Below are 25,323 nucleotides of genomic sequence, written 5' to 3' on the forward strand. Positions count from 1 at the left end.
GTGTAAAAAAATGGAACACAATATCATCACCTCAAGATGAGGGATGAGAGTCCGAAAGCGCTTACGATATCAATTCCTGAAAATGGTTCACTAACCGGTGATTGACAACGTCCGTAGTGAACCGAAAAAATGTTCTCCACAAAGTCTTGACTGACTCTCGCCGATATCGAGCGGCTGCCGCATTACAACCAGGACGATGAACTGAACCCGCCTGAAGCGGTGGTGTCGTTTAAGCGGCAAATCGCCGCAGCCGATGGTGTGTTGATCATCACGCCCGAGTACAACTGGTCGGTTCCAGGCGTATTGAAAAACGCGTTGGACTGGCTGTCGCGCGTTGATAAGGTGTTGATCAATAAACCGGTGATGACCGCCGGTGTATCAGGCGGGATGATGGGAACGATTCGGGCGCAGCTCCATTTGCGCCAAATCTTGCAAAGCCCAGGACTCTCAGCCAACGTCTTGCCGCCTGCTGGGAATGAGGTGCTGATCAACTTCGCCAGCCAAAAATTTGATGAATCGGGACAACTGATAGATACGGCAACCATCGACTTGTTGGATCAAGTGATCGAACAGTTTGTGCAATGGATTCATACGCATCGCGAACGGTGAGCGCGCCGTTCACTTTTTCTTTCGGCTGACGGTGAGTCCGAGTAAGTTAAATAATTTGCTTGACTATCAAGCAGGTGCAAGAGAATCGAGAGAAGAAAAAACGGCAGCGATGCCGTTTTTTCTTGAATGCTCATCTATTTCGCATAGCGGACCATCGTAAGCATGCCGCCCATGTCCTTTATCGAATGCATGTTGGTTGTATGGTGAGGTTTATGACAGTGAAAGACCCAATTTCCCGGGTTGTTGGCCAAAAATTCGATGTTCCATGTTTCTCCTGGCGCTACATTAATCGTGTTTCGTTTTAATCGTTTGCTGTCTTTGTAAGGCAGCTGAACCGTGGGACGCACGGGGATGGCTTGGTTGACAGCCTGCCGTGGGGCGGGTGTTCCCAAGAATCTCCCACCTCTAAGCGTAGGTGGGAGAGCGCTCAAGAACAGAATACATGCAGGTGTAATACAAAAAGCTGTAATCGGATGACACGCCCTCTGTTTTCGCTCAAACTCAGCCGGGATGTTCACTGACATGGACTAACCTGTTATTTGCACACATATATGTGTACAAATAAACATTTGCAGGAGGGATCATCCGTTGTCGATGTTATTCACTGGGGGGATCGCGGCGGTTTTGTCTTTCATTGTGATTGCTTTCATCTTTATCAAAAGGAAGAAAATCACATGCATGGCTGGAATGATGGCGGCGATGGCGTTAGGAATGTTGGCTGGGCTGACGGGCGGCCTGCTGGCTGGGATTTCTTACAACGGCAATCTCTTTTTGTCAACCATTTTAGGAATGGCTTTTGGGTTTTTAGCTGGATTTTTAGCTGGGATGCCGATCAGCATCATGGCCATCATCGACGGTGTTTTATCAGGAGTCATGGGCGGCATGATGGGAGCGATGTTAGGAGAAATGATTGCGCCTGAATATCGGGATTCTACGATTCACATCATGCTTGTTCTATTTGTTGGAATGGCTTGTATTGTTCTATACATGCTTCAACAAGAAACGGGTTTTAACCGTGCGTTTTTGATCAATAAACTATTCCATAACCCGCTATGGTTAGCAATCGTCCTTCCGCTGTTTTTCTATTTGTATAACCATTTATATAATGAATTTTCTCGATCTTCTAATCTTCCGATAACGAATCCGCCTATAAACCATTTTATGGAGGGCCACAACCAGACTGCATCTCCGTTAAGCATCGAAACAAAGGGGAAAAAGGTAGTGGTTGAAGCGACTGAATTTTATTACTTTCCTGAGAGTTTGCAACTGACTGTAGGACAGCCTGTTACCTTAATTCTGAAAAATAGCGGTCAAATGGAACACGATATCGAATTCGAAAATATGAAGATTTTGTTACAGCAGAATGACCATGGAAACCATGCAGAAAATGCGGACGTTCATGTTCATTCCTTGCCGGGGAAAACAGCCGAGGTGACGTTCATACCAATCGAACGCGGTGTGTTTCGATTTTATTGTACGGTTCCAGGGCATAAAGAATCTGGTATGGTTGGATTTGCGAAAGTTTCATAAGATGATGGCTGCCGAGATCTTCTCGGCATTTGTTTTGACCAATAGAAGGCGTGGCGACTAAAAGGGAAATGAACTTTTGTGAAAGCCTTGACAAATATTTGTAGGTTTTTATCAATATTTTCTCCACAGTTTTTCTCTATTCTGAAAGTAAAGCAAGAGGAGAGAGGATGAAAACATTGTGGATCAATTTTTGGCTGCATCAAGTGTGAATGGGAGTATTGACAAATGCTAAAGATGCGGAAAAGGGTGCTTGGAGTTCCAATTAGATTTTTCATTCAAGTCAGGCGAAATTATGACATAAATGGTTAGCGATAGGTGAGAATGATTTTTAGATCATGCAGGAGGTGATGAGGATGATGAGCGGGATGATGAGTGGCTGGGGGATGATGGGGTTTGGCATTCTCGGCTGGTTTCTTAATTTGCTTGCCATTGGATTGGTCGTGTATTTTGCAGTAAAACTCGCATTGCGCGATAAACGCTGATCGATTCGCCTCTTATTTCACGCACCTCCCTACTATTAGAGGAGGCAAGGAGGGGAAATCTTATGTTGAATCGACGAGAGTTTCTTAGCAGGTCGTTAAAGGGGGCGGCTGAACTGCTGGCTGTTTCGGTATTGCCTGCAGGACTGGCTGCCTGCAGCAACGATAAGAAAACGGTCAATACAAGTTCAATGGCCAATCTCGGTCCTCTAAGCGAATTAGAAAAGGGAGAATTCCCTAAAAAGGTGCCGTATAAAGTCACCATAAAAGATGCATGGACCAAACAGGAAAGGGAAGGGTTTGTCTACATTAACAAAAATGAAGATGGTTCTTTACTCATTATGTCCCCGATTTGCACCCATCTAGGGTGTACCGTTGGAGATGCTGAGGAGAACATGCAGAAAACAGGCATCCGCTTCTTATGTCCGTGCCACGCGGGGCAATATGACGAATACGGTATCAATGTAGGGGGGCCACCGCCAAGACCGTTAGATACATTTGACGCTTATATTCAAGATGGCAATGTGTATATTGCCGTACTGAGCCCGAGGAAAAGGGAAAAATGAAAATCCGTTATTCCGCAGAAAAAACAGCAGGCTGGAACGTCCAACCTGCTACTTTTTCCTTTACGGCATGATGCTGATCCCGTTGGGCATTTCGCCTACTTGAACCGTTTGGATTGCTTTGTTTTGTTCTTGATCAATGACGCTCACGGTGTTGTCGAACATATTCGTAACGAAAACATACTTGCCATCCGGGCTTGTGACGACCCCATGCGCTCCGTTTCCTGTTTCAATTGTGGCCACGACTTGTTTCGTTTTTAAGTTTATCTTGCTTACAGAATGAGAGGGCGCCTCTTTCGTCCCTTGATTGGCGACATAAGCAAACGTATCGTCAGGCGACACGTACACTTGGGCTGGCCCTTGCCCGACAGGGATTTTTTCCACTTTCCCGCTTGTTACGTCAACAATGGCCAAGGCATTTTCAGCATTCAACGTTACGACTAACGTTTTGCCGTCCGAAGTAATGCCGGTTGTGACAGGGATGGATCCGACTGTGATTTTCTTTTCTTCTTTCATTGTTTGCAAGTTGAGAACACTGACGCTGTCTTCCCCCATGTTGGCGACATACGCGTATTGGCTGTCTTTGGAAATGCGAAACCCGTGCGGGCCTTTTCCGGTTGGAATGGTTTCAATGACTGAATAGCTCGCGAGATCAATAACGGAAACGTTATTGTCTTCATTATTGGTCACAAGGGCGTATTTGCCGTTTTCAGTAAACACGATATGGGCGGGATGGTGTCCCACTTCCACTTTTTTGATTAATTCATTCGTTTCCGTATCATAAAACAACGCCATTCCTTTCATATCCATCGACTGGTCATGCCCGTGTTGCATGGCCGGAACTAACGTAGCGCCGAGAATAGCTCCGTCGGGAGAAACTTGGACGTTATGGACCGCGCCGTCGACTTTGATCGTTCCGACCACTTTGTTTGTTCTCGCATCAATTTTTGAAATGCTTCCGCCCTCGTTGGCAGTAAAGTAGAATTTGTTCGTTTCTTGTGTTTGTTCAAGGGCGGCTGGCTGCCCATTTTTCTCTGGTTCGGTTTTGTCTTGAGGGGAATTGGCTGCGCACCCCCCGAGAACAAACGCCAACATCGCCAATAACGATAACCATACAATCGCGGTTTTGCGCATGAGCGGTTTCCTCCTTTTGCTTTAGAATTTAGGTTGAGTCTACCGACATGATAGTGGCAAATGGGGGAGGTTGCTGTGATTAATTTCACAATAGCAATAAAATATCTTCAAATCGTTACAGTTTATTGAAATCCATACATTCTGCAAATTTATCCGATAAAGTATAAAAATATGCAACGATTTACACTATGCATGAAGGGGAATGAACATCTATGACAAAAATGAAGAAAGTCATCATCATCACATCCGCTCTTCTTCTAAGCGCCTGTTCATCATCCAACGAAAAAGAACAGGCTTTTATTACGAGCAAAGAACAGTCAAAATCGAATGTATCTGTTACCAATAATCCTTTCTTTAAAGAAAAAAAGGAAGGGAAGATCGAACATTTGCATGGGGTTGGTTATGCAGGCAATCAAAATGCGGTTTACTTTGCTACTCATGAAGGGTTGCTCGTTTACCAAGACAATAAGTGGTATGAAACGGTTTCCAATAAACATGATTATATGGGCTTTTCAGCTACGGACGACGGCTTTTATTCATCGGGACATCCTGAAGAAGGTTCATCGTTAGGAAATCCACTTGGTCTTGTGAAAAGTTTTGATAATGGACAAACATTAATGAATTTAGGATTTTATAAACAGTCCGATTTCCATTATATGACGGTTGGTTATAAAAGCCATACCATCTATGTGGTGAATCAAGAAGAAAATGAAACGCTCGGACGAGGGGTATTTTACAGCAAAGATGACGGCAAAACGTGGTCGCCAAGTCAATTGAATGGCCTGCCGCAAACGGCAGCGAGAACGATTGTGGCTCACCCAACGGATGAAAATATGGTCGGGATTAGTACAGCCGAGGGAGTTTTCATTTCGAGAGATAACGGGAATACGTTTGAACGGTTTACGAGAAAAATTGATACGACGACATTTATGTTTCAAGAAAAGTCGGTTGTATTTGCAGCTGTAGAGAATGATCAGTCTATACTCATCAAACAATCATTAGACACAAAACACGAAGAAGTTCTTGCTGTTCCGCCATTGGATGAAAAAGATCATATCATGTATATAACTTCTAATCCAGCAAACGACAAAGAAATTGTGATCGTTACAATGAACGGGGATATTTTTATGACAAAAAATAACGGTGGAAGTTGGACAAAACTAGCATCAGAAGGGGAAATATAGGGACATGCGGGCGCATGTCTTTTTGTTTGCCTAAAAATATATCGCTCCATAATTTTTGCAAAATTCACTGCTACAATATAAGTAACGGATGGAGAGGGTGAGAAGAAGAGTGTATTCATTCCTAAGCCAAATCAGCAACCTGCTGAGCCAGCCGTTTCTGAATATGGCCAACAGCACAACAGCGCTTCCTGTTTTGTCAGCGTTTCTTCTTGGCATCGTCGGAGCGATGGCTCCGTGCCAGCTGACTAGCAACTTAGGAGCAATCACGTTGTACAGCAACCAATCTCTGCAAAAGGGGATCGCTTGGAAAGAACTGCTTTTATTTATTTTCGGAAAGGTCATCGCTTTTTCCGGGTTAGGCTTGATCGTCTGGTTGATGGGGAAGGAGATTCAAAGTACACTGACACTATACTTTCCATGGTTAAGAAAGCTGATTGGCCCGATTCTTGTTCTCGTAGGCTTGTATTTGTTAGGGCTTTTTAAAATGTATTGGAATGTCACTTTGTTCAGAGTGCCGGAGAGATGGGTAAAAGGAAAAATCGGTTCGTTTTTCATGGGATTTGGCTTTTCGTTGGCTTTTTGTCCAACGATGTTTGTTTTATTTTTTGTTACTCTAATGCCTCTCGTATACTCAACGTCTTATGGAGTGTTGTTGCCGAGCGTCTTTGCCGTCGGAACTTCTGTACCGGTTATTTTCTTCATCCTCATCCTTTGGTACTTAGGATTGAGCGGTGCTGTCATGAAAAAAGGAAGACGGGTAGGGAAGCTCATTCAGCAAACCGCTGGAATTGTGATGGTATTGCTTGGCGTGTTCGATACCATCACTTATTGGTTTTAAAGAAGATGATGCAGTAACAATGTTTGGAAGAACGTTTCAAGATGGTTAGGGTGATGTAGTTATAGTTGTATTTTTTTCGTCGCAAAGAAGAATCCTTTCTAATACCGATAGAAATATGAATTTTGGGGGAATGTATATTGCAATTCGGCAATATAGTCGTTCAGGGCGAAAATCTTTTGCTTATCAGCGGCTTATTGATAAGTTATGTCATGTTTTATTATGGTATTAAAGTATTAAAAATAGAGCGAAATATCATGGATTTAATTTTGAACAGTTTTATTAACGGTGTACTCATTTGGAAATTTAGTTATGTCGTTTTACATCCAAATTCAGTTTTACAAAATCCGATGACAATCCTTTATTTTAACGGGGGATATGTTGGCGTTAGTATGGCGATTGTTTTTATCACGGTCTATACTTGGTTATATGTAAAAAAGCAGAATATTCCTGTGGTTTCTTATACACGGGCAATGGTTCCAGTATATTTTGGCTATTTTAGCACTTTTGCATGGATCCGAGTAATGGAAAATTCCCAAAATTATTTCATCATTTTGCAAGCAATAGCAGCGATTTGTTTTTTTATAGTAGCATCCCGAGTCAAAGCTCAAAAAACTTTATTGCAACTTCTTATATGGTTCCATCTCATTCAATTCGAACTAGCCATGTATAAAAAATATTTTGTAAATACAGGAATCGTATCAAAAGAAGTATGGTTGTATGGATCTCTCGTTATCGTTTTTATATGTATTTCATATTGGTTAGAGAGGCGAGAAAGAGAAGAAGTTCTTGAGGAGAGGAATAAAGGACGGGGAAGGAAGGCTAATCAACTGGCTTTAGGTGTGATGGTGGTAAGTATTGCTGTATCTTCTATTTTTAACAGTCAACATGAAGTGGGAAAGGTTAAATCAAAATCGGTTCTATCTACTTCATTGGATTCAGGAAAAATCGGTACGAATAAAGGAGAAATTGCCCCAGATTTTGAATTGCGTTCAATTACAGGCGACAACATACAATTGTCTGATTTGCGTGGAAAAACAGTGATATTGAATTTTTGGGCTACTTGGTGTCCGCCTTGCAGAGCTGAAATGCCGGAAATGCAAAAGTTCTACGAAAACAATAAAAATAACAATGTAGAAATTTTGGCAGTCAACTTAACGAATAGCGAACGAGGTCCTGACGCGGTGAACGATTTTGTGAAAAATAAGGGAGTGACATTTAAAGTTGTGCTTGATGAGCAAGGGGAAATTGGAAATCTATACGGTGCAATAACGATCCCCACTTCGTATATCATCGATAAAAACGGGGTTATTAGAGATAAGTATATAGGTCCTATGTCTTATGAAACGATGGATCGCATGATTTCAGGAGTTCAATAAAAGGTAAATGATGGTTCCTGCTGAGTGGAAGTGACAGGAATTGTGACTATCCACTCAGTAGGATATTTTTGATATTAAAAACCTGTGAATCCTCCAAACAAATCGGTAAAAAGAGATGATAATCTTTGTCATCCAATCAAGAAACAGCATAATTCCCATGATAACCATCAGAATTTCCCCGACTCTGACGATGACAGTGTTATATTTTTTTATCCAATTTAACTTGCCGATAAAAAACGACATGATGAAAAAAGGTGCGGCAAACCCTAATACATAGGCGAACATATATAACATGGCTGCACTCGGTTTGGTAGCCGCCAACGCGATCACTGATACAAGAATTGGACCTGTGCAGGGAGTCCAGCCCGCAGCGAATCCTATGCCAATTAAAATTGTGAATTTTTTGTGGAAAGCGGGCTTTTTCCTGCGCAGGTATTGATTACGGTTTTGTGGTGAACATGATTTGTAGAGGGGATCTCTGTTGCATTTTATACCCATTACCGGTATAATGTAATTAAAAGAGGTGATGTTTGATGAACCATTATGAAGATCATCATGTGGATAAAAAAATGGTTCCACGAACAGAACAGGAAATCGAACGCATTATCAAGCGCTTGAAGCGCATCGAAGGACAAGTGCGCGGTGTGCAAAAAATGGTGGAGGACAATCGTTATTGCATCGATATTTTAGTGCAAATTTCTGCGATCAGAGCGGCGTTGAACCAAGTCGGGCTGCAGCTGCTTGAACGCCACGTGAGCCATTGCGTGGCGAAAGCGATCCGTGAAGGGAGCGGAGACGAATCGATTCGCGAATTGATGGATGTGATGAAACAATTTTCGAAGTAAGGGAGGGAAAGGGAAATGGGAGAGCCGAAAACCGTGACGCTGAAGGTGACCGGCATGACATGCGCCGCGTGCGCCAATCGGATTGAGAAAGTATTAAATAAGATGGACGGCGTCAAAGCCCATGTCAATTTGGCCACGGAAAAAGCCACGATTCAATACGATCCATCGAAGCAAACGATCGCCGATATCGAAACGAAAATTGAGAATTTGGGGTATGGCGTTGCGACGGAAAAAGTGACGCTTGATATTGAAGGAATGACATGTGCGGCCTGTGCGACGCGGATTGAAAAAGGGTTAAATCGGATGGAAGGTGTGACAAGCGCTGCTGTCAACTTGGCGACAAACAGCGCGGTGGTCGAATACAAGGAGGGTGTTGCATCTGTCGAAGACATTTTAGAGAAAATCAAAAAGCTTGGGTACAGGGGGCAAATTCGAAACGAAGAACAAGACGATGCCGTCCGGAAAGAAGAGCGGCTGAAACAGAAGCAACGGCAACTCGCCATTTCCATCATCTTATCGTTGCCGCTGCTTTATACGATGCTGGCTCATATGCCGTTTGATATGGGCTTGCCGATGCCGCAGCTCTTGATGAATCCGTGGTTTCAGCTTCTTTTAGCTACACCTGTTCAGTTCTACATCGGCGGTCCTTTCTATGTCGGGGCGTACCGGGCGTTGCGAAACAAGAGCGCGAACATGGACGTCCTAGTGGCGCTTGGAACATCGGCTGCGTACGTTTACAGCTTGTACGAAGCTTTTCGGACGCTTGGGAATCCTGACTATATGCCAAGACTGTATTTTGAAACAAGCGCCGTCTTGATTACGCTTGTGCTTGTCGGCAAATACTTTGAGGCTCTTGCGAAAGGGCGGACAACCGAAGCGATCTCGAAGCTAGTCAGCCTGCAGGCAAAGGAAGCTACTGTCATCCGTAATGGGGAAGAAATAAAAGTTCCGCTCGAGGAAGTGGTGATCGGCGATACGATCGTTGTTAAGCCGGGAGAAAAAATTCCGGTAGACGGTATGGTCATCGCCGGAGCATCTTCCGTAGACGAATCGATGATTACCGGTGAATCGATCCCGGTTGATAAAAAGGAAGGCGACTATGTGATCGGGGCGACGATGAATACGAATGGCGTACTGACCATTCGTGCCGAAAAAGTCGGAAAAGATACCGCGCTGGCCAATATCATTAAAATCGTTGAAGAGGCGCAAGGGTCGAAAGCCCCGATTCAGCGGATGGCGGATACCATTTCCGGCATTTTCGTACCGATTGTTGTCGGAATTGCGGTTGTTTCCTTTCTAATCTGGTACTTCTTCGTTGCGCCGGGTGATTTGGCGAAAGCGCTTGAGGCGGCCATCGCCGTTCTTGTCATCGCGTGCCCTTGTGCGCTCGGTTTGGCCACACCGACATCGATTATGGTCGGCACCGGCAAAGGGGCAGAACAGGGAATTCTCTTTAAAGGAGGTGAGTACCTAGAGAGAACGCATCAAATCAATGCCGTATTACTCGATAAAACAGGAACCGTGACAAAAGGAAAACCGGAAGTCACCGATGTGCTAGCCTTCCGCGAGGACATGCTCGATTATGCGGTTTCCGCCGAGAGCGCTTCGGAGCATCCGCTGGCTCATGCGATTGTTGAATACGGGAAGAAACAAGCGATTTCGATGAAGCCATTGGAGCACTTCTCCGCCATTACCGGCCACGGAATTGAAGCGGTCATTGACGGAAAAAGCATCCTTATTGGGACGCGAAAATTGATGAAGGAGCGCTCTGTAGAGATTTCTGTGCATGAAGATAAAATGGTAGAGCTTGAAAAACAAGGGAAAACAGTGATGCTCGTTGCCATCGATGGACAGCTTGCCGGCATCATTGCTGTCGCGGATACGGTAAAAGAAAGCTCCAAAGAAGCAATTCAAACATTAAAACAAATGGGCATCGATGTCTATATGGCAACAGGGGACAATCAACGGACAGCGGAAGCGATCGCCAATGAAGTCGGCATTGAGCATGTGTACGCCGAGGTGCTCCCGGAAGACAAAGCGAACATCGTCGAGGAATTGCAAAAGCAAGGAAAACGTGTGGCGATGGTCGGTGATGGAATTAATGACGCTCCAGCTCTGGCCAAAGCGGATATTGGGATGGCGATTGGCACGGGAGCTGATGTCGCCATCGAGACCGCGGACGTGACCTTGGTCGGCGGCGATTTGCGCCATATCCCGAAAGCCATTGAGTTGAGCCGCAAAACGATGAAAAACATTCGGCAAAATCTGTTCTGGGCGTTGTTTTATAATACGATTGGCATTCCGGTCGCCGCTTTCGGATTATTAGAACCATGGATCGCTGGAGCGGCGATGGCATTCAGCTCTGTGTCGGTTGTCGCCAACGCGCTTCGTTTGAAACGCGTGAAACTATAAACATTCAAGGAGGAATGGACGATGACCATTACATTACAAGTACAAGGAATGACATGCGGACATTGCAAAGCAGCGGTGACCAATGCCCTTCAAGCGTTGGATGGCGTCAGCCGTGTAGAAGTGCATTTGCAAGAAGGAACTGTCGATGTGGAGTATGATGAAACAAAGGTCAGCGTAGAAAAACTGAAAGAAGCGATTGAAGAGCAAGGATATGATGTGAAATAACATACGGAAGGTGCCCCGAAGTGATGACGGGGCACTTTTTTATCTAGAACGTAGCGGGTCTCGGCTGGGGAAAGTTTTTTCTCTTCTTGAAGAATATCGAGAAAGCGAGATGTTATAATGAAAGTAACAGGCGCGGAAAAAAAGAGGGACTGACCCAAAACGCATTTGTGTTTTGGGTCAGCCCCTTCAGCTTTTTTATTCACCTTTATTGGTTGTGTCATTCGGATCTGGAGTATAGTCCGATTTGTAGTCGGTATATTTTACTTCTGTCACCATTCCGGCTGAAGCATGGTGCAAGTCATGGCAATGGAACATCCAATTTCCCGGATTATCCGCTTTAAACGCGACGACATATTCTTCACCAGGGTTTACATTTAAGGAATCCTTTATCAATGGAGAGCCTGTGACCGGCTTGCCGTTTTTGCTTAACACTTGGAAGAAATGGCCGTGTAAATGCATCGGATGTACATCCATAGGTGAATTGTTCACTATTTTTACTTTTACTAAATCTCCTGTCTTCACATTGATCGGCGCTGTGTCAGGATACGTTTTCCCATTAATCGTGTAGACCATGCCATCTTTGCCCATGGCTGTTCCTAAATCCATTGTGTACTCTACATCATATTTTTGGTCTAGTGTAAATTGACCTACTTCATATTTTCCGTATGTTGTCATATCCACAACAGGGAGGTTTTCTTTTGCATTTTCTTTATCCGTATTGTTTGTCTGGTCTTCGTATTGAATTTTCACTTTCATGCCATCGGTACCTTCCATATCACCATGACATTCTAATAACCATTCACCCGGGTTATTCGCGATAAATTCAATATCATAACGTTCACCCGGAGCAATATTTAAAAGTTCATCTTTGATTGGTTGCGGATCTTTTAACGGCTGCCCGTCAGTTGCGACAATTTTAAACTCATGACCATGCAGGTGAAGTTTGTGGGCCATGTATCCTGCGTTTACAAGGCGAAGCCGCACCTTTTCGCCTTTCTTCACTTTTAAAGGTTTGACAGCGGAACCGCTTTTCCCGTTAATCGTGAAAATATCATACATATTCATATCATGGCCCATGCTGCTCATATCCATTTGTTGATTATCAGAGCTATTTCCATTATTCATATTACTATGATCCATGCCGCTCATATTCATGTCCATATGGCTTTCGGCGTCCGGGTCGCTCATCCATTCATCTAATACAAGCGTGTAATCTCGATCGACTTTTTCTTCATTTTTCGGTTCTACGATTAATGTACCGTATAATCCCTTGTCCACTTGCTCGGCGCTTTTTTGATGGGAATGATACCAATACGTTCCCGGCACGGTTGCTGTAAATTCATACGTAAACGTTTCACCCGGTTTAATGGCGTCCATCGTGACACCCGGTACTCCATCTTGGTTATTTGGAACAGGGTAGCCGTGCCAGTGAATCGTTGTCGGTTCCGGCAATTCATTTTTTACTACGATTTTTACTTTGTCTCCTTGCTTCACGCGGATTTGTGCACCAGGCACGGATCCATTATACGTGTATACCGGGAGTTTGATTTGACCATTAATGGGTAATAACGCTTCCTTCGCAGTAAGGTGAATTTCTTTCCCGGATAATACTTCTGTATTGGTTGCTAAAGGCAATTGCTGCTTGCTCGTTTCAGCGGAAGTATTTTCTTTTTCCATATTCATGCCGGACATGTCGTGTCCCTGCATGGAAGATGGATTTGAGCAAGCTGCGCCAATCGCTGCTACTCCTGCGAAAATGGCGCCAAGCAGCCATTTTTTCATGTCGTTTTCCCTCCTTAAGCTTGTAGTGGGAGATGCAATGATATGATAAAAAATAGATGTGCAAAATGTATGGAGAAAATCGTTCAACTGAAATGTAAAAAAAGGCAAGCGATTCGGATTCACCGATGTCTAACGGTGGTAGGTAATCGCCTGCCGTCCCATTTGAACCCAAGCGTCGATAAAGTCTTGTTTCGGCGCTTTTTGGTTTTTGACAGCGGTCAATGGATCATTGAAATAAATGTACTGCTCATCGTATCCCGTAATGAGCACCGCGTGTTCCCGGTACGTGATTTTGATCGGGCCTTGCGGGGTTTGCCATTCCCGAAAGGCAGAGGGAGGAAGAGGACGAAAGGTGGTGTTGGTGATCACCCAAACCGGTGTGCCTTTGGCCAAGTATGTATAGATGTTCTCAAACGATTGCCCTGTTAAGTCGATGATTTGGTTCGGCAAGTACCGCTCAGCCAACTGCTTGATCGGCTTATGGTACACGCCGTATCCAGGCTTCGATAACGTATACATATCGCCGACAAACCCTTCATTTGGGTGGCCGTAAAACACTTGGCCATTTCGCACTTGATACGGAGTAGGATTTTTCTTGATTTGTTTCGCCAACGTCATCTTATCGACGCGAATGCCGGCATGATTCAAGAGCATGGCCAAGCTGGTTACTTCGCATCCCCTCGGCAGTTCCGGAAGCTGAGACAAAAGGGGGGCGTCAATCAGGACGGATGTCCTTAGCGCTTGTTTCTTTGAAGAGGCAACTGATCGATTCGCCTCCTTTGCTTGATTGCTGGGGGACGGATTGGTTTCTCTGCTGTTTCTGTTCTGTATGAAGGCTTTGATGGCATCGCCTGTCTGGGCCGAACTTGCATAATAGGATAATGAGGCGGCCAATAGCAAGAAACAGGAAATATACAATCCGAGCGACAGTTGATCCATCCTCCCGTTTAGAGGTCTTCTCAAGAGAACAAAACAAAGGGAAACGATGAGAAAAGTCAAAAAAAGGATAAACGCTAACAAGCCATTCTCAACTCCTTTATAACACGTGTGTGTTTTTATAGTAACAGATCGATGTGCAAAAATAGTGAAATTCACACTTTCTCCATATTTTATCGTTAATATTATGAGAAACTGAAAATCTTGCAAGCAGTTTTCCTGAAAAAATGGAAACAGATTGTTTTTGAAACTTGATGTTGTGTACGATAGAATGAAAGTGTCTTTGTATAAATCATTTTAGTTTTAAACAAAAAGGTTTTTGGTGTTGTTTTTGGATTCTTCTTAGCAAAGTGGGGGGACAATCATCGCCATGTGCGGTTTTATTGGCTGTATTCATGATCGCCCAAGAGCGATTGAGCAAACATGGAAAACAACGTTGGTGGAGATGAACCGCCTGATTACCCATCGCGGCCCCGACGATGAGGGGTATTTTTTTGATGACTACGTGAGTTTTGGTTTTCGGCGTTTGAGCATCATCGATCTGGAGGCGGGACATCAGCCGCTGTCTTATGAAAACGATCGATATTGGATCATTTTTAACGGGGAAATTTACAACTATCTTGAATTGCGGGAAGAGCTGGCGGCGAAAGGATATTCGTTTGCGACGCATTCGGATACCGAGGTGATTGTTGCCCTTTACAGCGCGGAAAAAGAAAAAGCGGTCGAAAAGCTGCGCGGGATGTTTGCGTTTGTCATTTGGGACAAGCAAGAGAAAACGGTGTTTGCGGCGCGGGATCCGTTCGGCATTAAGCCGTTTTTTTATGCGGAGCAAGGAGATCGCACGTTTTTCGCTTCGGAAAAGAAAAGCATCTTGCTGGCCCTCAGACAGGAATCGCCAAACGGTGATTCCCTGCAGCATTATTTAACATTCCAATATGTCCCTGAGCCGCTGACGATGTCGGCCGGCATTTACAAGCTGGAGCCGGGGCATTATCTCAAGAAAAAAGTCGGAAAACCGCTCACCATTCATCGTTATTGGAAGGCATCCTTCGAGCCCATTCGCCAATCGGAAGAGGAGCTTGTAAAGAAAATCCGCGATGCGCTGTTTGATTCGGTCAACGTCCATATGCGCAGCGATGTGCCGGTCGGTGCGTTTTTGTCGGGAGGCATTGATTCATCGTTCATCGTCGCCATCGCGAAACAATTCCATCCGCACCTGAAGACATTTTCCGTCGGGTTTGAGCGGGAAGGGTTCAGTGAAATCGATGTCGCAAAAGAAACCGCAGAGAAGCTTGGGGTAGACAACATTAGCTATGTCATCTCACCGCAGGAGTATATGGAAGAGCTGCCGAAAATTATGTGGCATATGGACGATCCGCTTGCCGATCCTGCGGCTGTGCCGCTGTATTTTGTCGCTCGTGAGGCGAGAAAGCATGTCACGGTTGTGCTTTCCGGCGAGGGGGCGGACGAGCTGTTTGGCGGCTACAACATTTACCGCGAACCAGAGTCGTTGCGGCTGTTTGCGCGCATGCCAAACATCGTAAAAGCGGTGTTGCGGGTGATCGCGAAGATGCTTCCGGACGGAATGAAAGGAAAAAGCTTTTTGGAGCGCGGAACGACGCCGCTTGAAGAACGGTATGTCGGCAATGCGAAAATCTATAGCGAAAAGGAAAAAGCGGCGTTGCTCAAAACGTACCAAGAGGGGCGCGAATATACGGCGGTGACGGCTCCTTTTTACCGCGAAACGCTTCATTACCCACCCGTCAACCGGATGCAGTATATTGATCTTCATACATGGCTAAGGGGCGATATTTTAGTCAAAGCGGACAAAATGACGATGGCCCATTCGCTTGAGCTGCGCGTTCCCTTTTTAGACAAAAAGGTATTTGAGGTTGCTAGGCAAATCGCCCCTGACATGAAAACAGCCAACGGCACGACGAAATATATTTTGCGCAAAGCGGCCGAGGGCATCGTACCGGATCATGTGTTAAACCGGAAAAAATTAGGGTTTCCCGTGCCGATTCGCCACTGGCTGAAAAACGAAATGTATGACTGGGCGAGACAGCTCATCAACGAAAGCGAAACTGATCATCTGTTCCATAAGGACGTGCTCTATCGGCTGCTGGATGAACATGCCCGCCACAAGGCGGATCATAGCCGCAAGCTGTGGACGGTCTTGGCGTTTATGGTTTGGCATCAAGTCTATGTGGAAAAGAAGTACGATTTTGCTCCATCCGTACAAAACGAGAAGCGGCCAGCGTCTGTTTTGGAGGCGTAGCAGGGAAACGACAGGGCGTTCTAAGGGCGACACCTAGAACGCCTTTTTCGATGGTGCGGACAGTTTCCTTGCCTTTGGCGAAGCGAAAGAGAAAATTTGCTTTCTCCCGCTCTTGCAATTCTCCCGGTTTTGGTATATGCTTGTTCCATCAGGATGATCATCTACTATATATTGTTTTGTTCTATTTTTTAAACAACTATATATCGTTGCGCCAAGCAATGGTGTCCATCAGGACTTAATAGGGAATCCGGTGTGAATCCGGAACTGCCCCCGCAACTGTATGTGCGGACGAAATGGGATGGCCACTGGCGGCAAGAGCCATTCAGCGCGCCGCTGGGAAGGACCCAAAGTAGGACGATGCACGAGTCAGGAGACCTGCCTTGCTTGGAACGTTTCATGTTCTTCGGGGTGTGAGAAGATGAAACGATAGGGGAAAAGAACAAGGGGTTCGTCTGCCTTTTTCCGTCTGTCGTTTCATCCGCTCGCCTGCCCGAGCGGATTTTTTTATGGAGGAGAGGGGAAACGAATGACAGTGTCCACGAAGTCTATTGTTGTCGATGATCAAGGAAAAGAGAAATCATTTTCGCGCGAGGAGTTTGCTAGGTTGGTGGAGCAGGCGGCGGCAGACTTTGTCCGTTTGTCGCTCGAGGAATATGAAGAACGTGTATGGCAGCTTCTCAGCCGAAAAGAGATGGTCACCTTCGAGCAGCTGTATCAAACCGCCATTTTGGAAGGGCTGTCGTATATTAGTGAGGAGGAGCCGGACTGGACGTTTGTGTGCGCCCGGCTGTATTTGCGGCAATTGTACCGTGAAGCGGCGCGGCAGCGTGGGTATGACGAGCGCGAGCGGTATGGCGATTTCTACTCGCTGCTTGTTGCGCTGACGGAACAAGGGGTGTACAGCCCGTTCTTGCTTGAACGTTATACGAAAGAAGAAGTCGACGCCATCGGTGCGTTTCTTGATCCGGAGAAGGACAAGCTGTTTACGTACATCGGGCTGCGCACGCTCGCTGATCGGTATTTGGCCCGCGATTATGAGCGGCGGTTGTATGAATTGCCGCAGGAGCGGTTTTTGGTCATTGCCATGACGCTCATGGCGAATGAACCGCCAAAGCGGCGGCTTGAGTTGGTGAAGGAAGCGTATTGGGCGTTAAGCAACTTATACATGACCGTGGCGACGCCGACGCTTGCCAATGCCGGAAAGTCATACGGCCAGCTGTCGAGCTGCTTTGTCGACACGGTCGATGACAGCTTGCAAGGGATTTACGACAGCAACACCGACATCGCCAATTTATCGAAATCGGGCGGCGGCATCGGCGTCTATTTAGGCAAAATCCGGTCGCGCGGCAGCGACATCAAAGGATTCAAAGGGGTCTCCTCCGGCGTCATCCCGTGGATGAAGCAGCTGAACAATACAGCGGTGAGCGTCGATCAGTTAGGACAGCGAAAGGGAGCCATTTCCGTCTATTTGGATGTGTGGCATAAAGACATTTTTGCGTTTCTCGATGCGCGGCTCAACAACGGTGACGAACGGCTGCGGACGCATGATTTGTTCACCGGCGTTTGCATCCCTGATTTGTTCATGGAGCAAGTCGAACAGCGCGGCGACTGGTATTTGTTTGATCCGCATGAAGTGCGGAAGGTGATGGGGTTTAGCTTGGAAGATTTTTATGATGAGGAAAAAGGGTGCGGGAGTTTCCGCGAGAAATACTGGCAATGTGTCAACGAACCAAGACTGTCGAAAGAAAAAGTGCCGGCGATCGAAGTGATGAAAAGCATCATGCGCAGCCAGCTCGAGTCGGGGACGCCGTTTATGTTTTACCGCGATGAAGTGAACCGGCAAAATCCGAATCGCCATCTCGGGATGATCTACTGCAGCAACCTTTGCACGGAAATCGCGCAAAACCAAAGCCCAACGGTGATGAAGCGGCAATATGTAAAAGACGGGATGATCATCATTGAAAAAATACCAGGCGATTTTGTCGTCTGCAATTTATCGTCGATCAACTTGGCGCGGGCGGTGACCGATGGGGTTTTGGCGCGGCTGATCCCGATTCAAATGCGGATGCTCGATAATGTCATTGATTTAAACAATATCCCTGTGCTGCAAGCCGGCCTGACGAATCAAAAATACCGCGCTGTCGGGCTTGGAACCTTTGGCTGGCATCATTTGTTGGCGTTAAAAGGCATTCGCTGGGAGTCGGACGAAGCGGTCCGCTATGCCGACGAGCTGTATGAAACGATCGCGTATTTGGCGATTCAAGCGAGCATGGAGCTCGCCAAAGAGAAAGGGAGCTACCCGGCGTTTCCAGGATCGGATTGGCAGACGGGCGCTTATTTTGAGCGGCGCGGCTACGAAAGCCACGGTGAATTGGATTGGGATCGGCTGAAGCAAGACGTGGCCCGCTATGGGATGCGAAACGGCTATGTGATGGCGGTGGCGCCGAACGCCTCGACGTCGATCATCGCCGGCAGTACAGCGAGCATTGACCCGATTTTCTTAAAAGTGTACGCCGAGGAAAAGAAAGATTATAAGATTCCCGTTACGGTGCCGGATTTAAACGAACAGACGACATGGTATTACAAATCGGCGTACCATATCGACCAACGTTGGAGCATCAAGCAAAACGCCGCCCGCCAGCGCCATATCGACCAAGCCATCTCCTTTAACTTCTACGTCATGAACACGATTAAGGCAAAAGAGCTGCTCGATTTGCATTTGACGGCGTGGAAGTCGGGGTTGAAAACGACGTATTACGTGCGTTCGACATCGGGGACGATCGACGAGTGCGATTCTTGTGCGAGCTGACCGTGGGGCGCAACAAACGCCTTTGGTCGGGCTTTCCCTTCCTTGTGCGGGAGGGGCGTCCGCGGTTGGCCGCGCACACGATACTAGAAAACGAAAGGAAGGAATGGACGATGACGATCGGCTTAGTCAAACGACCGATTATGGATCCGGAGGCGCCGAACCGTTCGACGGGCATCATCAACGGCCGCTGCTCGAATGTGTTGAACTGGGACGATATTGCCTACCCATGGGCGTATGCGAAATATAAGCGAATGCTCGCCAACTTTTGGACGCCGTTTGAAATCAATATGGCGCAAGATGTGAAGCAGTTTCCGCAGCTGACCGACCGCGAGCAGGATGCGTTTTTGAAAATCATTGGACTCTTGGCGCTGCTTGACAGCATCCAAACCGACTACGCCGGACGTGTCGCTGATTACATTACGGACCCGAGCATCAATGCGCTCATGATCATGCTCGCCCAGCAGGAAGTCATTCACAACCATTCGTATTCGTACGTGCTCTCGAGCCTTGTGCCGAAAGCGAAGCAAGATGAAGTATTCGACTTTTGGCGGAACGAACCGACGCTGCGCAAGCGGAACGATTTTGTGACGAACGGCTACAAGGCGTTTGCGGAAGAGCCGAATGTGGAAAACTTGTTGCGCTCCATCGTTTTTGACGTCATTTTAGAAGGACTGTTTTTCTACTCAGGGTTTGCGTTCTTCTACAACCTTGCGCGCCAGCAAAAAATGGTGGCGACGAGCACGATGATCAATTACATCAACCGCGACGAGCACATTCATGTTGATTTGTTTGCGAAAATTTTCAAAGAAGTGTTGAACGAATACCCGGAGTATCGGACGCCGGAGCTTTCCGATTTTGTCCGTGAAACGTTTACGAAAGCGGCTGAGCTGGAAATCGAATGGGCCGGGGAAATCATCGGGAATGACATCGATGGCATCGACTTGGCTGATTTGGAAGCGTACATTAAGTTTTACGCCAACGTCCGCGCTCATCAGCTCGGTTTTGACCGCCCGTTTGACGGCTATCGGACGAACCCGCTCCGCTGGATTAAAGCGTATGAAGAAGTCGACCTCGGCAAATCAGACTTCTTCGAGCAAAAACCGCGCCAATATACGAAAGTGCAAGTGGATAATGGGTTTGATGAGCTGTAAGGAAAACCGCGTTGGGGCATCGTCCAACGCGGTTTTTTGCCGGAAAACATGATTAACGGAGGGATTCTCGCTGCATTATACAATGGGGAAGAGAAAAGGAAAAGAGATGTTGCGGCTTGTTGTCGGACGGTAGGCTTGGGCGCCTTACCTTGGTATAATGAGAAAAAACTTGCTTTTGAATGCGAAAGGGGACGGGAGAAGTGGGGAAAAAACAGGAAATCGAACGGCTGCGCGAGCAATTGAATCAGTGGCTCGTGGAAGAGGAGCACGACAATGACGAGGTATGGCTGAAGAGGGGGGGAAGCGATTTTTCAACGTTTCGCTCAGCTGGGTTCAAGCGCCATCGCCTATAACCAGCTTGGCGACCCGGAAACGGCGCTTGCCATACTTGACCAGCTTGAAGGGTATCACGGCCCGGGACAGCCTAACCATTATGAACGGATCACCGTGACCGCCATAGATGCTGATGGCGAGAAGTACACGTGTTACACGTACGTGTACCCATCAGAACGAAAAGAGTGGCTTGAGCAACACGCCAAACTTAAAGCGTGAGTGGACGATGAGGATATAAGAGGGCATTCGATGGTGTGTATCGTTCTGTGTCGCTGGCGCGCGAGCAGCCCACCTGATGAAAGGGTGAGCTGCTTCCGTTCAGAGCATACATTGTTCGTGGCGATGTTTCGCGTCTGTTCAAGGGGAATGGCGACATCAAGGCAAGCGGTCAAACAATATCCCCGAGTCGCTCTTTTCCGTGCTGACGGCTGACGAGTTCGTCGAGCTGGCGGATTTTTTTCCATGCTAAGTCATCGCTGATTGTTCGATAATGGTGGCGGCCGCCGGACTCCTCGTCGGCTTCGTCGGCCCATTTGACGATGGCTTGGAGCGGCGTTCGTTTCCATTCTCCGTCTGGAAGGTAGGAATCGGTATGAAGCAAAATCGCCAGGGCAATTTCCTTAGCGTTTTGCGGATGTTCGCCCAGGCGGATCAGCAGCTTATGGGCGCGTTCGGCCCCTTTGATGGCGTGGATGTCGTTTTGCCGGTATTGTTCGTAGTCCCAACGGCCGTTTTTGTACCATGTGTAATGGCCGATATCATGAAGCAGTGCGGCTTTTGTCGCCAAGTCGACGTTCACTCCGTGGCGGAGGGCAAGGTGGTAGGCATGGTACGCCGCGGTGATGGCGTGGGCGAGGCCGGATCGTTTTAAATATTTTTGCGCAATCGGATGGGCAAAGACGTCGGTTAAGGTGACCGTTCTCATAGGCATCCCCTCCGTTTTTTGTATTTCTCACCATCATACCATGGCGTAAAGAGTCAGGCAATGAGAGAAAGTAGGTGGGAGCGGTTGCATGGGAAAAAATAAGCCGATCGTGCTAAAATAGCGCTCGGCTTATTGGATTTGTGCTTGGCAGGCAAGCCGTTTGGCTGGTTGATCCGTTTTTTCGCGCTCGCGCCGCGTTTTCGGAGCGAGAAGGTGAGCGCCGGCCAGAACGGTGACCATGCAACGGCCACACGTTCCTTTTTTGCATTTGTGATCGAGCAGAACACCTTGTCCTAGGGCGGCGTCAAGAAGCGAAACGCCGGGGGCTGGCTGCACGGTGAACGTTTTCCCTTTTTGTTCGATTTGAATGACAGACGGCCGCACGGCGGACGGCCCATCGGGCTTAGGCGGCGCGGCAGAAATGGAGCGCTCCGATGGCCGGACGGCAGGCTTCAGTGAGCCGACCGTGAATGTTTTACCCATTTTTTTACACATCTCCTTTAAATTACATGGTTAGTTTGAAAATGAATCTCATTTACATCCGAATGAATGATTGGTATCATAATAGTAAAAGGAATTGCGAAAACGCCATCTTGGCTAGGGACAAGGGGGAGACACCATGGGCATTCCGATGAACGGACTGCGCGATATGAAAGCGATTTTGGCCAACGAGCGAAAAGTCGGCGGCGCGGTGGAAGCGGCGCTTCTCCGCCTCCGTTCCGGCGAAGAATATCGAAACGTCTGCATCGTTCATATCGATCAACTAGGCGCCCAATACTATTCGGTCGGTTTTGTGACCGAACAAGGGGAACGGCTCATCGTCAACGTTCATGACATCAGCGTCATCTCTGCGCCTGAACATAAAAAAATTCGTGAGCTGAACAACGCCGCTTATAAACGGGAAGCCATCAACAACAAGCGGCGCTATTTAAAACGGCTGTTCGATATTTATCAAGGCAGCTATACCGTCCATTTTTGGCAGGAAGCGAAAATGATTATCGATGACATCGGTGTTGAGGCGCTCAGCCCCGAATTGTCGCTGCTCGTTTCGAACGTTCAAGGACAAACGGCCCGCACCGCTTAATGGGAAAATCAAGAAACCGCCCGGCGATCTCCCCTATCGTCCGGGCGCGTCTTCGTTAAAGGGAATTTGCTGTGCCTCGTTTTCATGGCGCGGATCGCTGGCCATATGCCGTTCTTGCTGTTTGATGGCAAGGGAAGCCCGCGTGCCGCTTCTCCGGATCAGGCGCTGCTCATGCTGACTCGTTCGGATCCTCGAGCGTGCAGATGGCGCTTGGACGTTTGATGCGCGGCACAACCGATTCGTAGACACGGAACAAGTAGTTCATGTTTTCCGTATCTAAAAACGCGGTTTGCACATCGACGGCAACAGCGAGGTCGATGTTTTGCCGGCCGGTGTCAATGACGACGCCGCGTTTGCCTTTAATGACCGGAGTTTGGTAAATGCCGGCGGTCATCAGCTCGCGGATGTGCTCAATTTCAAGCACGTGCGTTCCTTCATGGACGCGGTGGATCAACGCATACAATTCCGGCGACAAGACGAGCGCGTATGGGCCGGTATGGCCGAGCTGAAGCAGCTTGTTGCGTGCTTCGACGACGTCAGTAAAGGCGTTGCCCGATTTCATCCAATCGCTGCGAATGTGGGCGATTTTTCCTTTGACGTTCATAATGCCCGGCACATCAAATTCAGTTGAACCATTGAAAATCAAATCGTCCTCAAGCAGCGCGCACTGCTGGGCGGCGTTGGCGGCGGCGGAAAAGTCGATCGGGCTGCCGAGCTGTTTCGCCTGTTCAATGTCACGCCAGTACAAAATAAAGTCTTTATACAAAAGCGGGATCGTTAAATGCACGCGGCGCGCCGGCTCGGAAAGGCTCAGCTCTTTGCCGTGGAAGCTCATGTCCCCCTGTTCCGGGTTCATATAAATATCGTTGGCGACCGACTGGACACCTTCGCCGAGCGGACCGTACAAATCGATAAATCGGCGGCCGACGAGCTGGCGCCGCGCCGTTTCAATGACCAGTTCGTCAAGCTCGCCCCATTGGCTGCTTGTGAGCGGGGCTTCTGGATACAGCTTCGTTTTATCCATGTTTACTCTCCTTTCTTATCCGTGTTTTAAGCTGCCGACTGTCAGCTGCCGTCTTGTTCCGATCGATGGGCGGACAGGCGCCGGGTCGGAAGGCGGGACGGCGTACTGCGCCAGTTTCAAATGGTCTTTTTGATGCTCTTTTTCGTCAGTCGGCACCGAAGCGGCGAGGGAAACCGGCGCGTCCAGCGCGCGATTGAGCGTTTCGAGAGCGGCTTTCATCCGCTGGTAGTCCGCAGCGGTCATGTCGCGCAGTGCCGTAATGGGTGGTTCATGTTCCGTCCCTTTATAGTGGAAGAGGGACAAATCGAGATGCTCCAAAAAGTTGTGCAAGCCGAATTTTTCAAGGCTGATGTCTTGCAACAGGCGCAAAAAGTCGCCGTTTTCCCGCGATAAGAATGCTTCGTCCGCCAATGCCTCCTCCAACTTTGGAAGCAAGGCGGTCAAACGGTCAAACCGGTGTTCCTCTTCTTCGTAAATATGATGCCAATACAGCCGTTCATGGTCGTCCGCGGCCTTTTCAATCGTCGGCTCTAAAATCGCTTGAAACTGGCTGAGCGCCTCTTTCGACCGGCCGAGAATGGCGCTGACTTCCGCTAACGTGTCGTACAATGGACTCCCTCCTACACTATGATTGATTGTTATCATCTTTTCCATATTGAAAGAGGCATAAACATCTCGTCTTCCTTCGAACGTCACCTTTTCTCCTGGTCCGGAATAAAACAGAATAAGGAACATTGCCCACTTGATATGCGACGCGATTCCAGCGATAATGGAAACGATGTGGAATGAATGCCGCCAAGCGGCACGGAAGAAGTAAAGAAGGTGACAGAACGATGGAACATGCGGAACAGATTTATCAAAGACTCGTAGAGATTTGTGGAGAAAGAAATGTCCTTCGCGATGAGCCGATGAAAAACCATACATTGGTGCGGATCGGCGGCAAGGCCGATTTTCTCGTCTGGCCGGAGACGTACGAGCAGGTCATTGAGGTGTTGCGGCTGAAAGAAGAGTACGGCCTGCCGTTTACGCTTCTTGGCAACGGTTCGAACGTCATCATCCGCGATGGCGGGCTGCGCGGCATTGTCATGCAGCTGAAGCATTTGAACCGCATTTGGCGTGAAGGAAACAACGTGATCGCACAAAGCGGGGCGGATATTAAAGCGGTGTCGCGGTTCGCGCTCGAACAACACCTCACCGGGTTGGAGTTTGCCTGCGGCATTCCGGGATCGGTCGGCGGGGCGATTATGATGAACGCCGGAGCGTACGGCGGTGAAGTGAAAGATGTGCTTGACCATGTCAAAGTGGCGACGCTCGCCGGTGAGTTGAAAACGCTGAAAAACGAGGAGCTGGAGCTTGGCTATCGAACAAGCTTGATCAGCCGGACGCATGATATTGTGCTTGAAGTGGTCTTTGCGCTCCGGCCGGGAGACTATGCGCAAATCAAGGCGAAAATGGATGATTTAACCTTTCAGCGCGAATCGAAACAACCGCTTGAGTATCCGTCGGTCGGAAGCGTGTTTAAGCGTCCGCCGGGCTATTTTGCCGGCAAGCTCATCCAAGACAGCGGCCTTCAGGGAAAAGGATTCGGCGGTGCGGAAGTGTCGACGAAGCATGCAGGATTCATTATTAACAAAAACAATGCGACCGCTGCCGATTACATTGCGACGATCGAAATGGTGCGCAAAACAGTGAAAGAAAAATTCGGGGTCGATCTGGAGTTGGAAGTCAAAATTATTGGCGAGGAATGACGGAGGATCCGAATCCGGTTTGCGGGTTCGAAAATTTTGCCGAAAAGAGCGGATTTCC

Annotated in this window: 25 protein-coding genes, 1 pseudogene and 1 riboswitch; of the genes and pseudogenes, 17 read left to right on the forward strand and 9 right to left on the reverse strand. The window is 47.7% G+C overall.

Features of this window, described 5'->3' with window-relative positions:
- Nucleotides 1–201: 201 nt before the first annotated feature.
- Nucleotides 202–609: an NADPH-dependent FMN reductase gene (locus T260_RS130145; RefSeq protein WP_236620433.1), complete on the forward strand. Its 408-nt coding sequence runs from the start codon at nucleotides 202–204 to the stop codon at nucleotides 607–609.
- A gap of 134 nt (nucleotides 610–743) precedes the next feature.
- On the opposite strand, the pseudogene T260_RS130140 reads toward T260_RS130145, so the two are convergent.
- Nucleotides 744–917: pseudogene (locus T260_RS130140) on the reverse strand (multicopper oxidase domain-containing protein); the annotation flags it as partial.
- A 286-nt stretch (nucleotides 918–1,203) separates the two neighbouring features.
- Here T260_RS130140 and T260_RS130135 point away from each other — a divergent pair.
- The 3 genes from T260_RS130135 to T260_RS130130 all read left to right on the forward strand — a co-directional run bounded on the left by T260_RS130135 (nucleotide 1,204) and on the right by T260_RS130130 (nucleotide 3,184).
- The gene (locus T260_RS130135) at nucleotides 1,204–2,139 is read left to right on the forward strand and encodes a cupredoxin domain-containing protein (protein WP_031205679.1); all 936 of its coding nucleotides are present in this window, start codon (nucleotides 1,204–1,206) and stop codon (nucleotides 2,137–2,139) included.
- 353 nt (nucleotides 2,140–2,492) lie between these two features.
- Complete coding sequence (locus tag T260_RS1000000140500; protein ID WP_011230394.1) at nucleotides 2,493–2,621, forward strand: hypothetical protein; 129 nt, start codon at nucleotides 2,493–2,495, stop codon at nucleotides 2,619–2,621.
- 62 nt (nucleotides 2,622–2,683) lie between these two features.
- On the forward strand, nucleotides 2,684–3,184 hold the full coding sequence (locus T260_RS130130) for a QcrA and Rieske domain-containing protein (RefSeq protein WP_015374213.1): 501 nt from the start codon (nucleotides 2,684–2,686) through the stop codon (nucleotides 3,182–3,184).
- A 60-nt stretch (nucleotides 3,185–3,244) separates the two neighbouring features.
- On the opposite strand, the gene T260_RS130125 is transcribed toward T260_RS130130, so the two are convergent.
- Nucleotides 3,245–4,315, reverse strand: coding sequence for a YncE family protein (locus tag T260_RS130125; RefSeq protein ID WP_011230396.1), 1,071 nt, complete (start codon nucleotides 4,313–4,315; stop codon nucleotides 3,245–3,247).
- A gap of 212 nt (nucleotides 4,316–4,527) precedes the next feature.
- Between T260_RS130125 and T260_RS130120 the strand changes: the two genes are divergently transcribed.
- The 3 genes from T260_RS130120 to T260_RS1000000138780 all read left to right on the forward strand — a co-directional run bounded on the left by T260_RS130120 (nucleotide 4,528) and on the right by T260_RS1000000138780 (nucleotide 7,713).
- Nucleotides 4,528–5,499 carry a F510_1955 family glycosylhydrolase gene (locus T260_RS130120; RefSeq protein WP_014195227.1) on the forward strand — a complete coding sequence of 324 codons (972 nt, stop codon included), beginning with the start codon at nucleotides 4,528–4,530 and terminating at the stop codon, nucleotides 5,497–5,499.
- Nucleotides 5,500–5,608: 109 nt separating this feature from the next.
- Entirely contained in the window at nucleotides 5,609–6,337 is a 729-nt protein-coding gene (locus tag T260_RS130115) for an urease accessory protein UreH domain-containing protein (protein ID WP_015863917.1), read from the forward strand.
- A 122-nt stretch (nucleotides 6,338–6,459) separates the two neighbouring features.
- Nucleotides 6,460–7,713, forward strand: coding sequence for a peroxiredoxin family protein (locus T260_RS1000000138780; RefSeq protein ID WP_128738863.1), 1,254 nt, complete (start codon nucleotides 6,460–6,462; stop codon nucleotides 7,711–7,713).
- 54 nt (nucleotides 7,714–7,767) lie between these two features.
- Here T260_RS1000000138780 and T260_RS01000000137950 read toward each other — a convergent pair whose 3' ends face one another.
- Nucleotides 7,768–8,211, reverse strand: a complete 444-nt coding sequence (locus T260_RS01000000137950) for an urease accessory protein UreH domain-containing protein (protein WP_370736689.1) — start codon at nucleotides 8,209–8,211, stop codon at nucleotides 7,768–7,770.
- Between the two features lie 35 nt (nucleotides 8,212–8,246).
- Between T260_RS01000000137950 and T260_RS130105 the strand changes: the two genes are divergently transcribed.
- Genes T260_RS130105 through copZ form a run of 3 tightly spaced genes read left to right on the forward strand, consistent with a single transcriptional unit; the run spans nucleotide 8,247 to nucleotide 11,195 of the window.
- Nucleotides 8,247–8,558, forward strand: a complete 312-nt coding sequence (locus T260_RS130105; RefSeq protein WP_013523213.1) for a metal-sensing transcriptional repressor — start codon at nucleotides 8,247–8,249, stop codon at nucleotides 8,556–8,558.
- 15 nt (nucleotides 8,559–8,573) lie between these two features.
- Nucleotides 8,574–10,970: a heavy metal translocating P-type ATPase gene (locus T260_RS130100; protein WP_023633953.1), complete on the forward strand. Its 2,397-nt coding sequence runs from the start codon at nucleotides 8,574–8,576 to the stop codon at nucleotides 10,968–10,970.
- 21 nt (nucleotides 10,971–10,991) lie between these two features.
- The gene (gene copZ, locus T260_RS130095; protein ID WP_011230404.1) at nucleotides 10,992–11,195 is read left to right on the forward strand and encodes a copper chaperone CopZ; all 204 of its coding nucleotides are present in this window, start codon (nucleotides 10,992–10,994) and stop codon (nucleotides 11,193–11,195) included.
- Between the two features lie 195 nt (nucleotides 11,196–11,390).
- On the opposite strand, the gene T260_RS130090 is transcribed toward copZ, so the two are convergent.
- On the reverse strand, nucleotides 11,391–12,977 hold the full coding sequence (locus T260_RS130090) for a multicopper oxidase family protein (RefSeq protein ID WP_023633954.1): 1,587 nt from the start codon (nucleotides 12,975–12,977) through the stop codon (nucleotides 11,391–11,393).
- Between the two features lie 129 nt (nucleotides 12,978–13,106).
- A complete protein-coding gene (locus T260_RS130085) occupies nucleotides 13,107–13,997 on the reverse strand; it encodes a C39 family peptidase (protein WP_013146009.1) in 891 nt (296 codons plus the stop codon).
- A 286-nt stretch (nucleotides 13,998–14,283) separates the two neighbouring features.
- Here T260_RS130085 and asnB point away from each other — a divergent pair, with 286 nt between their 5' ends.
- From asnB to T260_RS1000000140270, 5 genes are all read left to right on the forward strand, one after another.
- Nucleotides 14,284–16,191: an asparagine synthase (glutamine-hydrolyzing) gene (gene asnB / locus T260_RS130080; protein WP_023633955.1), complete on the forward strand. Its 1,908-nt coding sequence runs from the start codon at nucleotides 14,284–14,286 to the stop codon at nucleotides 16,189–16,191.
- A 201-nt stretch (nucleotides 16,192–16,392) separates the two neighbouring features.
- A riboswitch (cobalamin riboswitch) is annotated at nucleotides 16,393–16,588 on the forward strand.
- A 129-nt stretch (nucleotides 16,589–16,717) separates the two neighbouring features.
- The gene (locus tag T260_RS130075) at nucleotides 16,718–19,000 is read left to right on the forward strand and encodes a ribonucleoside-diphosphate reductase subunit alpha (RefSeq protein ID WP_023633956.1); all 2,283 of its coding nucleotides are present in this window, start codon (nucleotides 16,718–16,720) and stop codon (nucleotides 18,998–19,000) included.
- 110 nt (nucleotides 19,001–19,110) lie between these two features.
- Nucleotides 19,111–20,151, forward strand: coding sequence for a ribonucleotide-diphosphate reductase subunit beta (locus T260_RS130070; protein ID WP_014195238.1), 1,041 nt, complete (start codon nucleotides 19,111–19,113; stop codon nucleotides 20,149–20,151).
- Nucleotides 20,152–20,351: 200 nt separating this feature from the next.
- Nucleotides 20,352–20,504 (forward strand): hypothetical protein, encoded by a 153-nt coding sequence (locus T260_RS1000000140265; RefSeq protein WP_023633957.1) that lies wholly within the window; start codon nucleotides 20,352–20,354, stop codon nucleotides 20,502–20,504.
- A 31-nt stretch (nucleotides 20,505–20,535) separates the two neighbouring features.
- Complete coding sequence (locus T260_RS1000000140270) at nucleotides 20,536–20,703, forward strand: gamma-glutamylcyclotransferase (protein WP_227412717.1); 168 nt, start codon at nucleotides 20,536–20,538, stop codon at nucleotides 20,701–20,703.
- Between the two features lie 169 nt (nucleotides 20,704–20,872).
- Here T260_RS1000000140270 and T260_RS130065 read toward each other — a convergent pair whose 3' ends face one another.
- A complete protein-coding gene (locus T260_RS130065; RefSeq protein ID WP_023633958.1) occupies nucleotides 20,873–21,409 on the reverse strand; it encodes an HD domain-containing protein in 537 nt (178 codons plus the stop codon).
- A 129-nt stretch (nucleotides 21,410–21,538) separates the two neighbouring features.
- Complete coding sequence (locus T260_RS130060) at nucleotides 21,539–21,892, reverse strand: 2Fe-2S iron-sulfur cluster-binding protein (protein ID WP_011230415.1); 354 nt, start codon at nucleotides 21,890–21,892, stop codon at nucleotides 21,539–21,541.
- Between the two features lie 136 nt (nucleotides 21,893–22,028).
- Between T260_RS130060 and T260_RS130055 the strand changes: the two genes are divergently transcribed.
- The gene (locus tag T260_RS130055) at nucleotides 22,029–22,493 is read left to right on the forward strand and encodes a hypothetical protein (RefSeq protein ID WP_023633959.1); all 465 of its coding nucleotides are present in this window, start codon (nucleotides 22,029–22,031) and stop codon (nucleotides 22,491–22,493) included.
- A 169-nt stretch (nucleotides 22,494–22,662) separates the two neighbouring features.
- Here T260_RS130055 and T260_RS130050 read toward each other — a convergent pair whose 3' ends face one another.
- Nucleotides 22,663–23,517, reverse strand: a complete 855-nt coding sequence (locus T260_RS130050) for a family 1 encapsulin nanocompartment shell protein (protein ID WP_011230417.1) — start codon at nucleotides 23,515–23,517, stop codon at nucleotides 22,663–22,665.
- A 15-nt stretch (nucleotides 23,518–23,532) separates the two neighbouring features.
- Nucleotides 23,533–24,126 (reverse strand): IMEF encapsulin system ferritin-like cargo protein, encoded by a 594-nt coding sequence (locus tag T260_RS130045; protein ID WP_014195239.1) that lies wholly within the window; start codon nucleotides 24,124–24,126, stop codon nucleotides 23,533–23,535.
- A gap of 224 nt (nucleotides 24,127–24,350) precedes the next feature.
- On the opposite strand from T260_RS130045, the gene murB reads away from it, so the two are divergent.
- Complete coding sequence (murB, locus tag T260_RS130040) at nucleotides 24,351–25,265, forward strand: UDP-N-acetylmuramate dehydrogenase (protein WP_021321426.1); 915 nt, start codon at nucleotides 24,351–24,353, stop codon at nucleotides 25,263–25,265.
- Nucleotides 25,266–25,323: the final 58 nt, after the last annotated feature.

Source organism: Geobacillus thermopakistaniensis, assembly GCF_000498995.1.
In the GTDB taxonomy this organism is placed as follows: domain Bacteria; phylum Bacillota; class Bacilli; order Bacillales; family Anoxybacillaceae; genus Geobacillus; species Geobacillus thermoleovorans.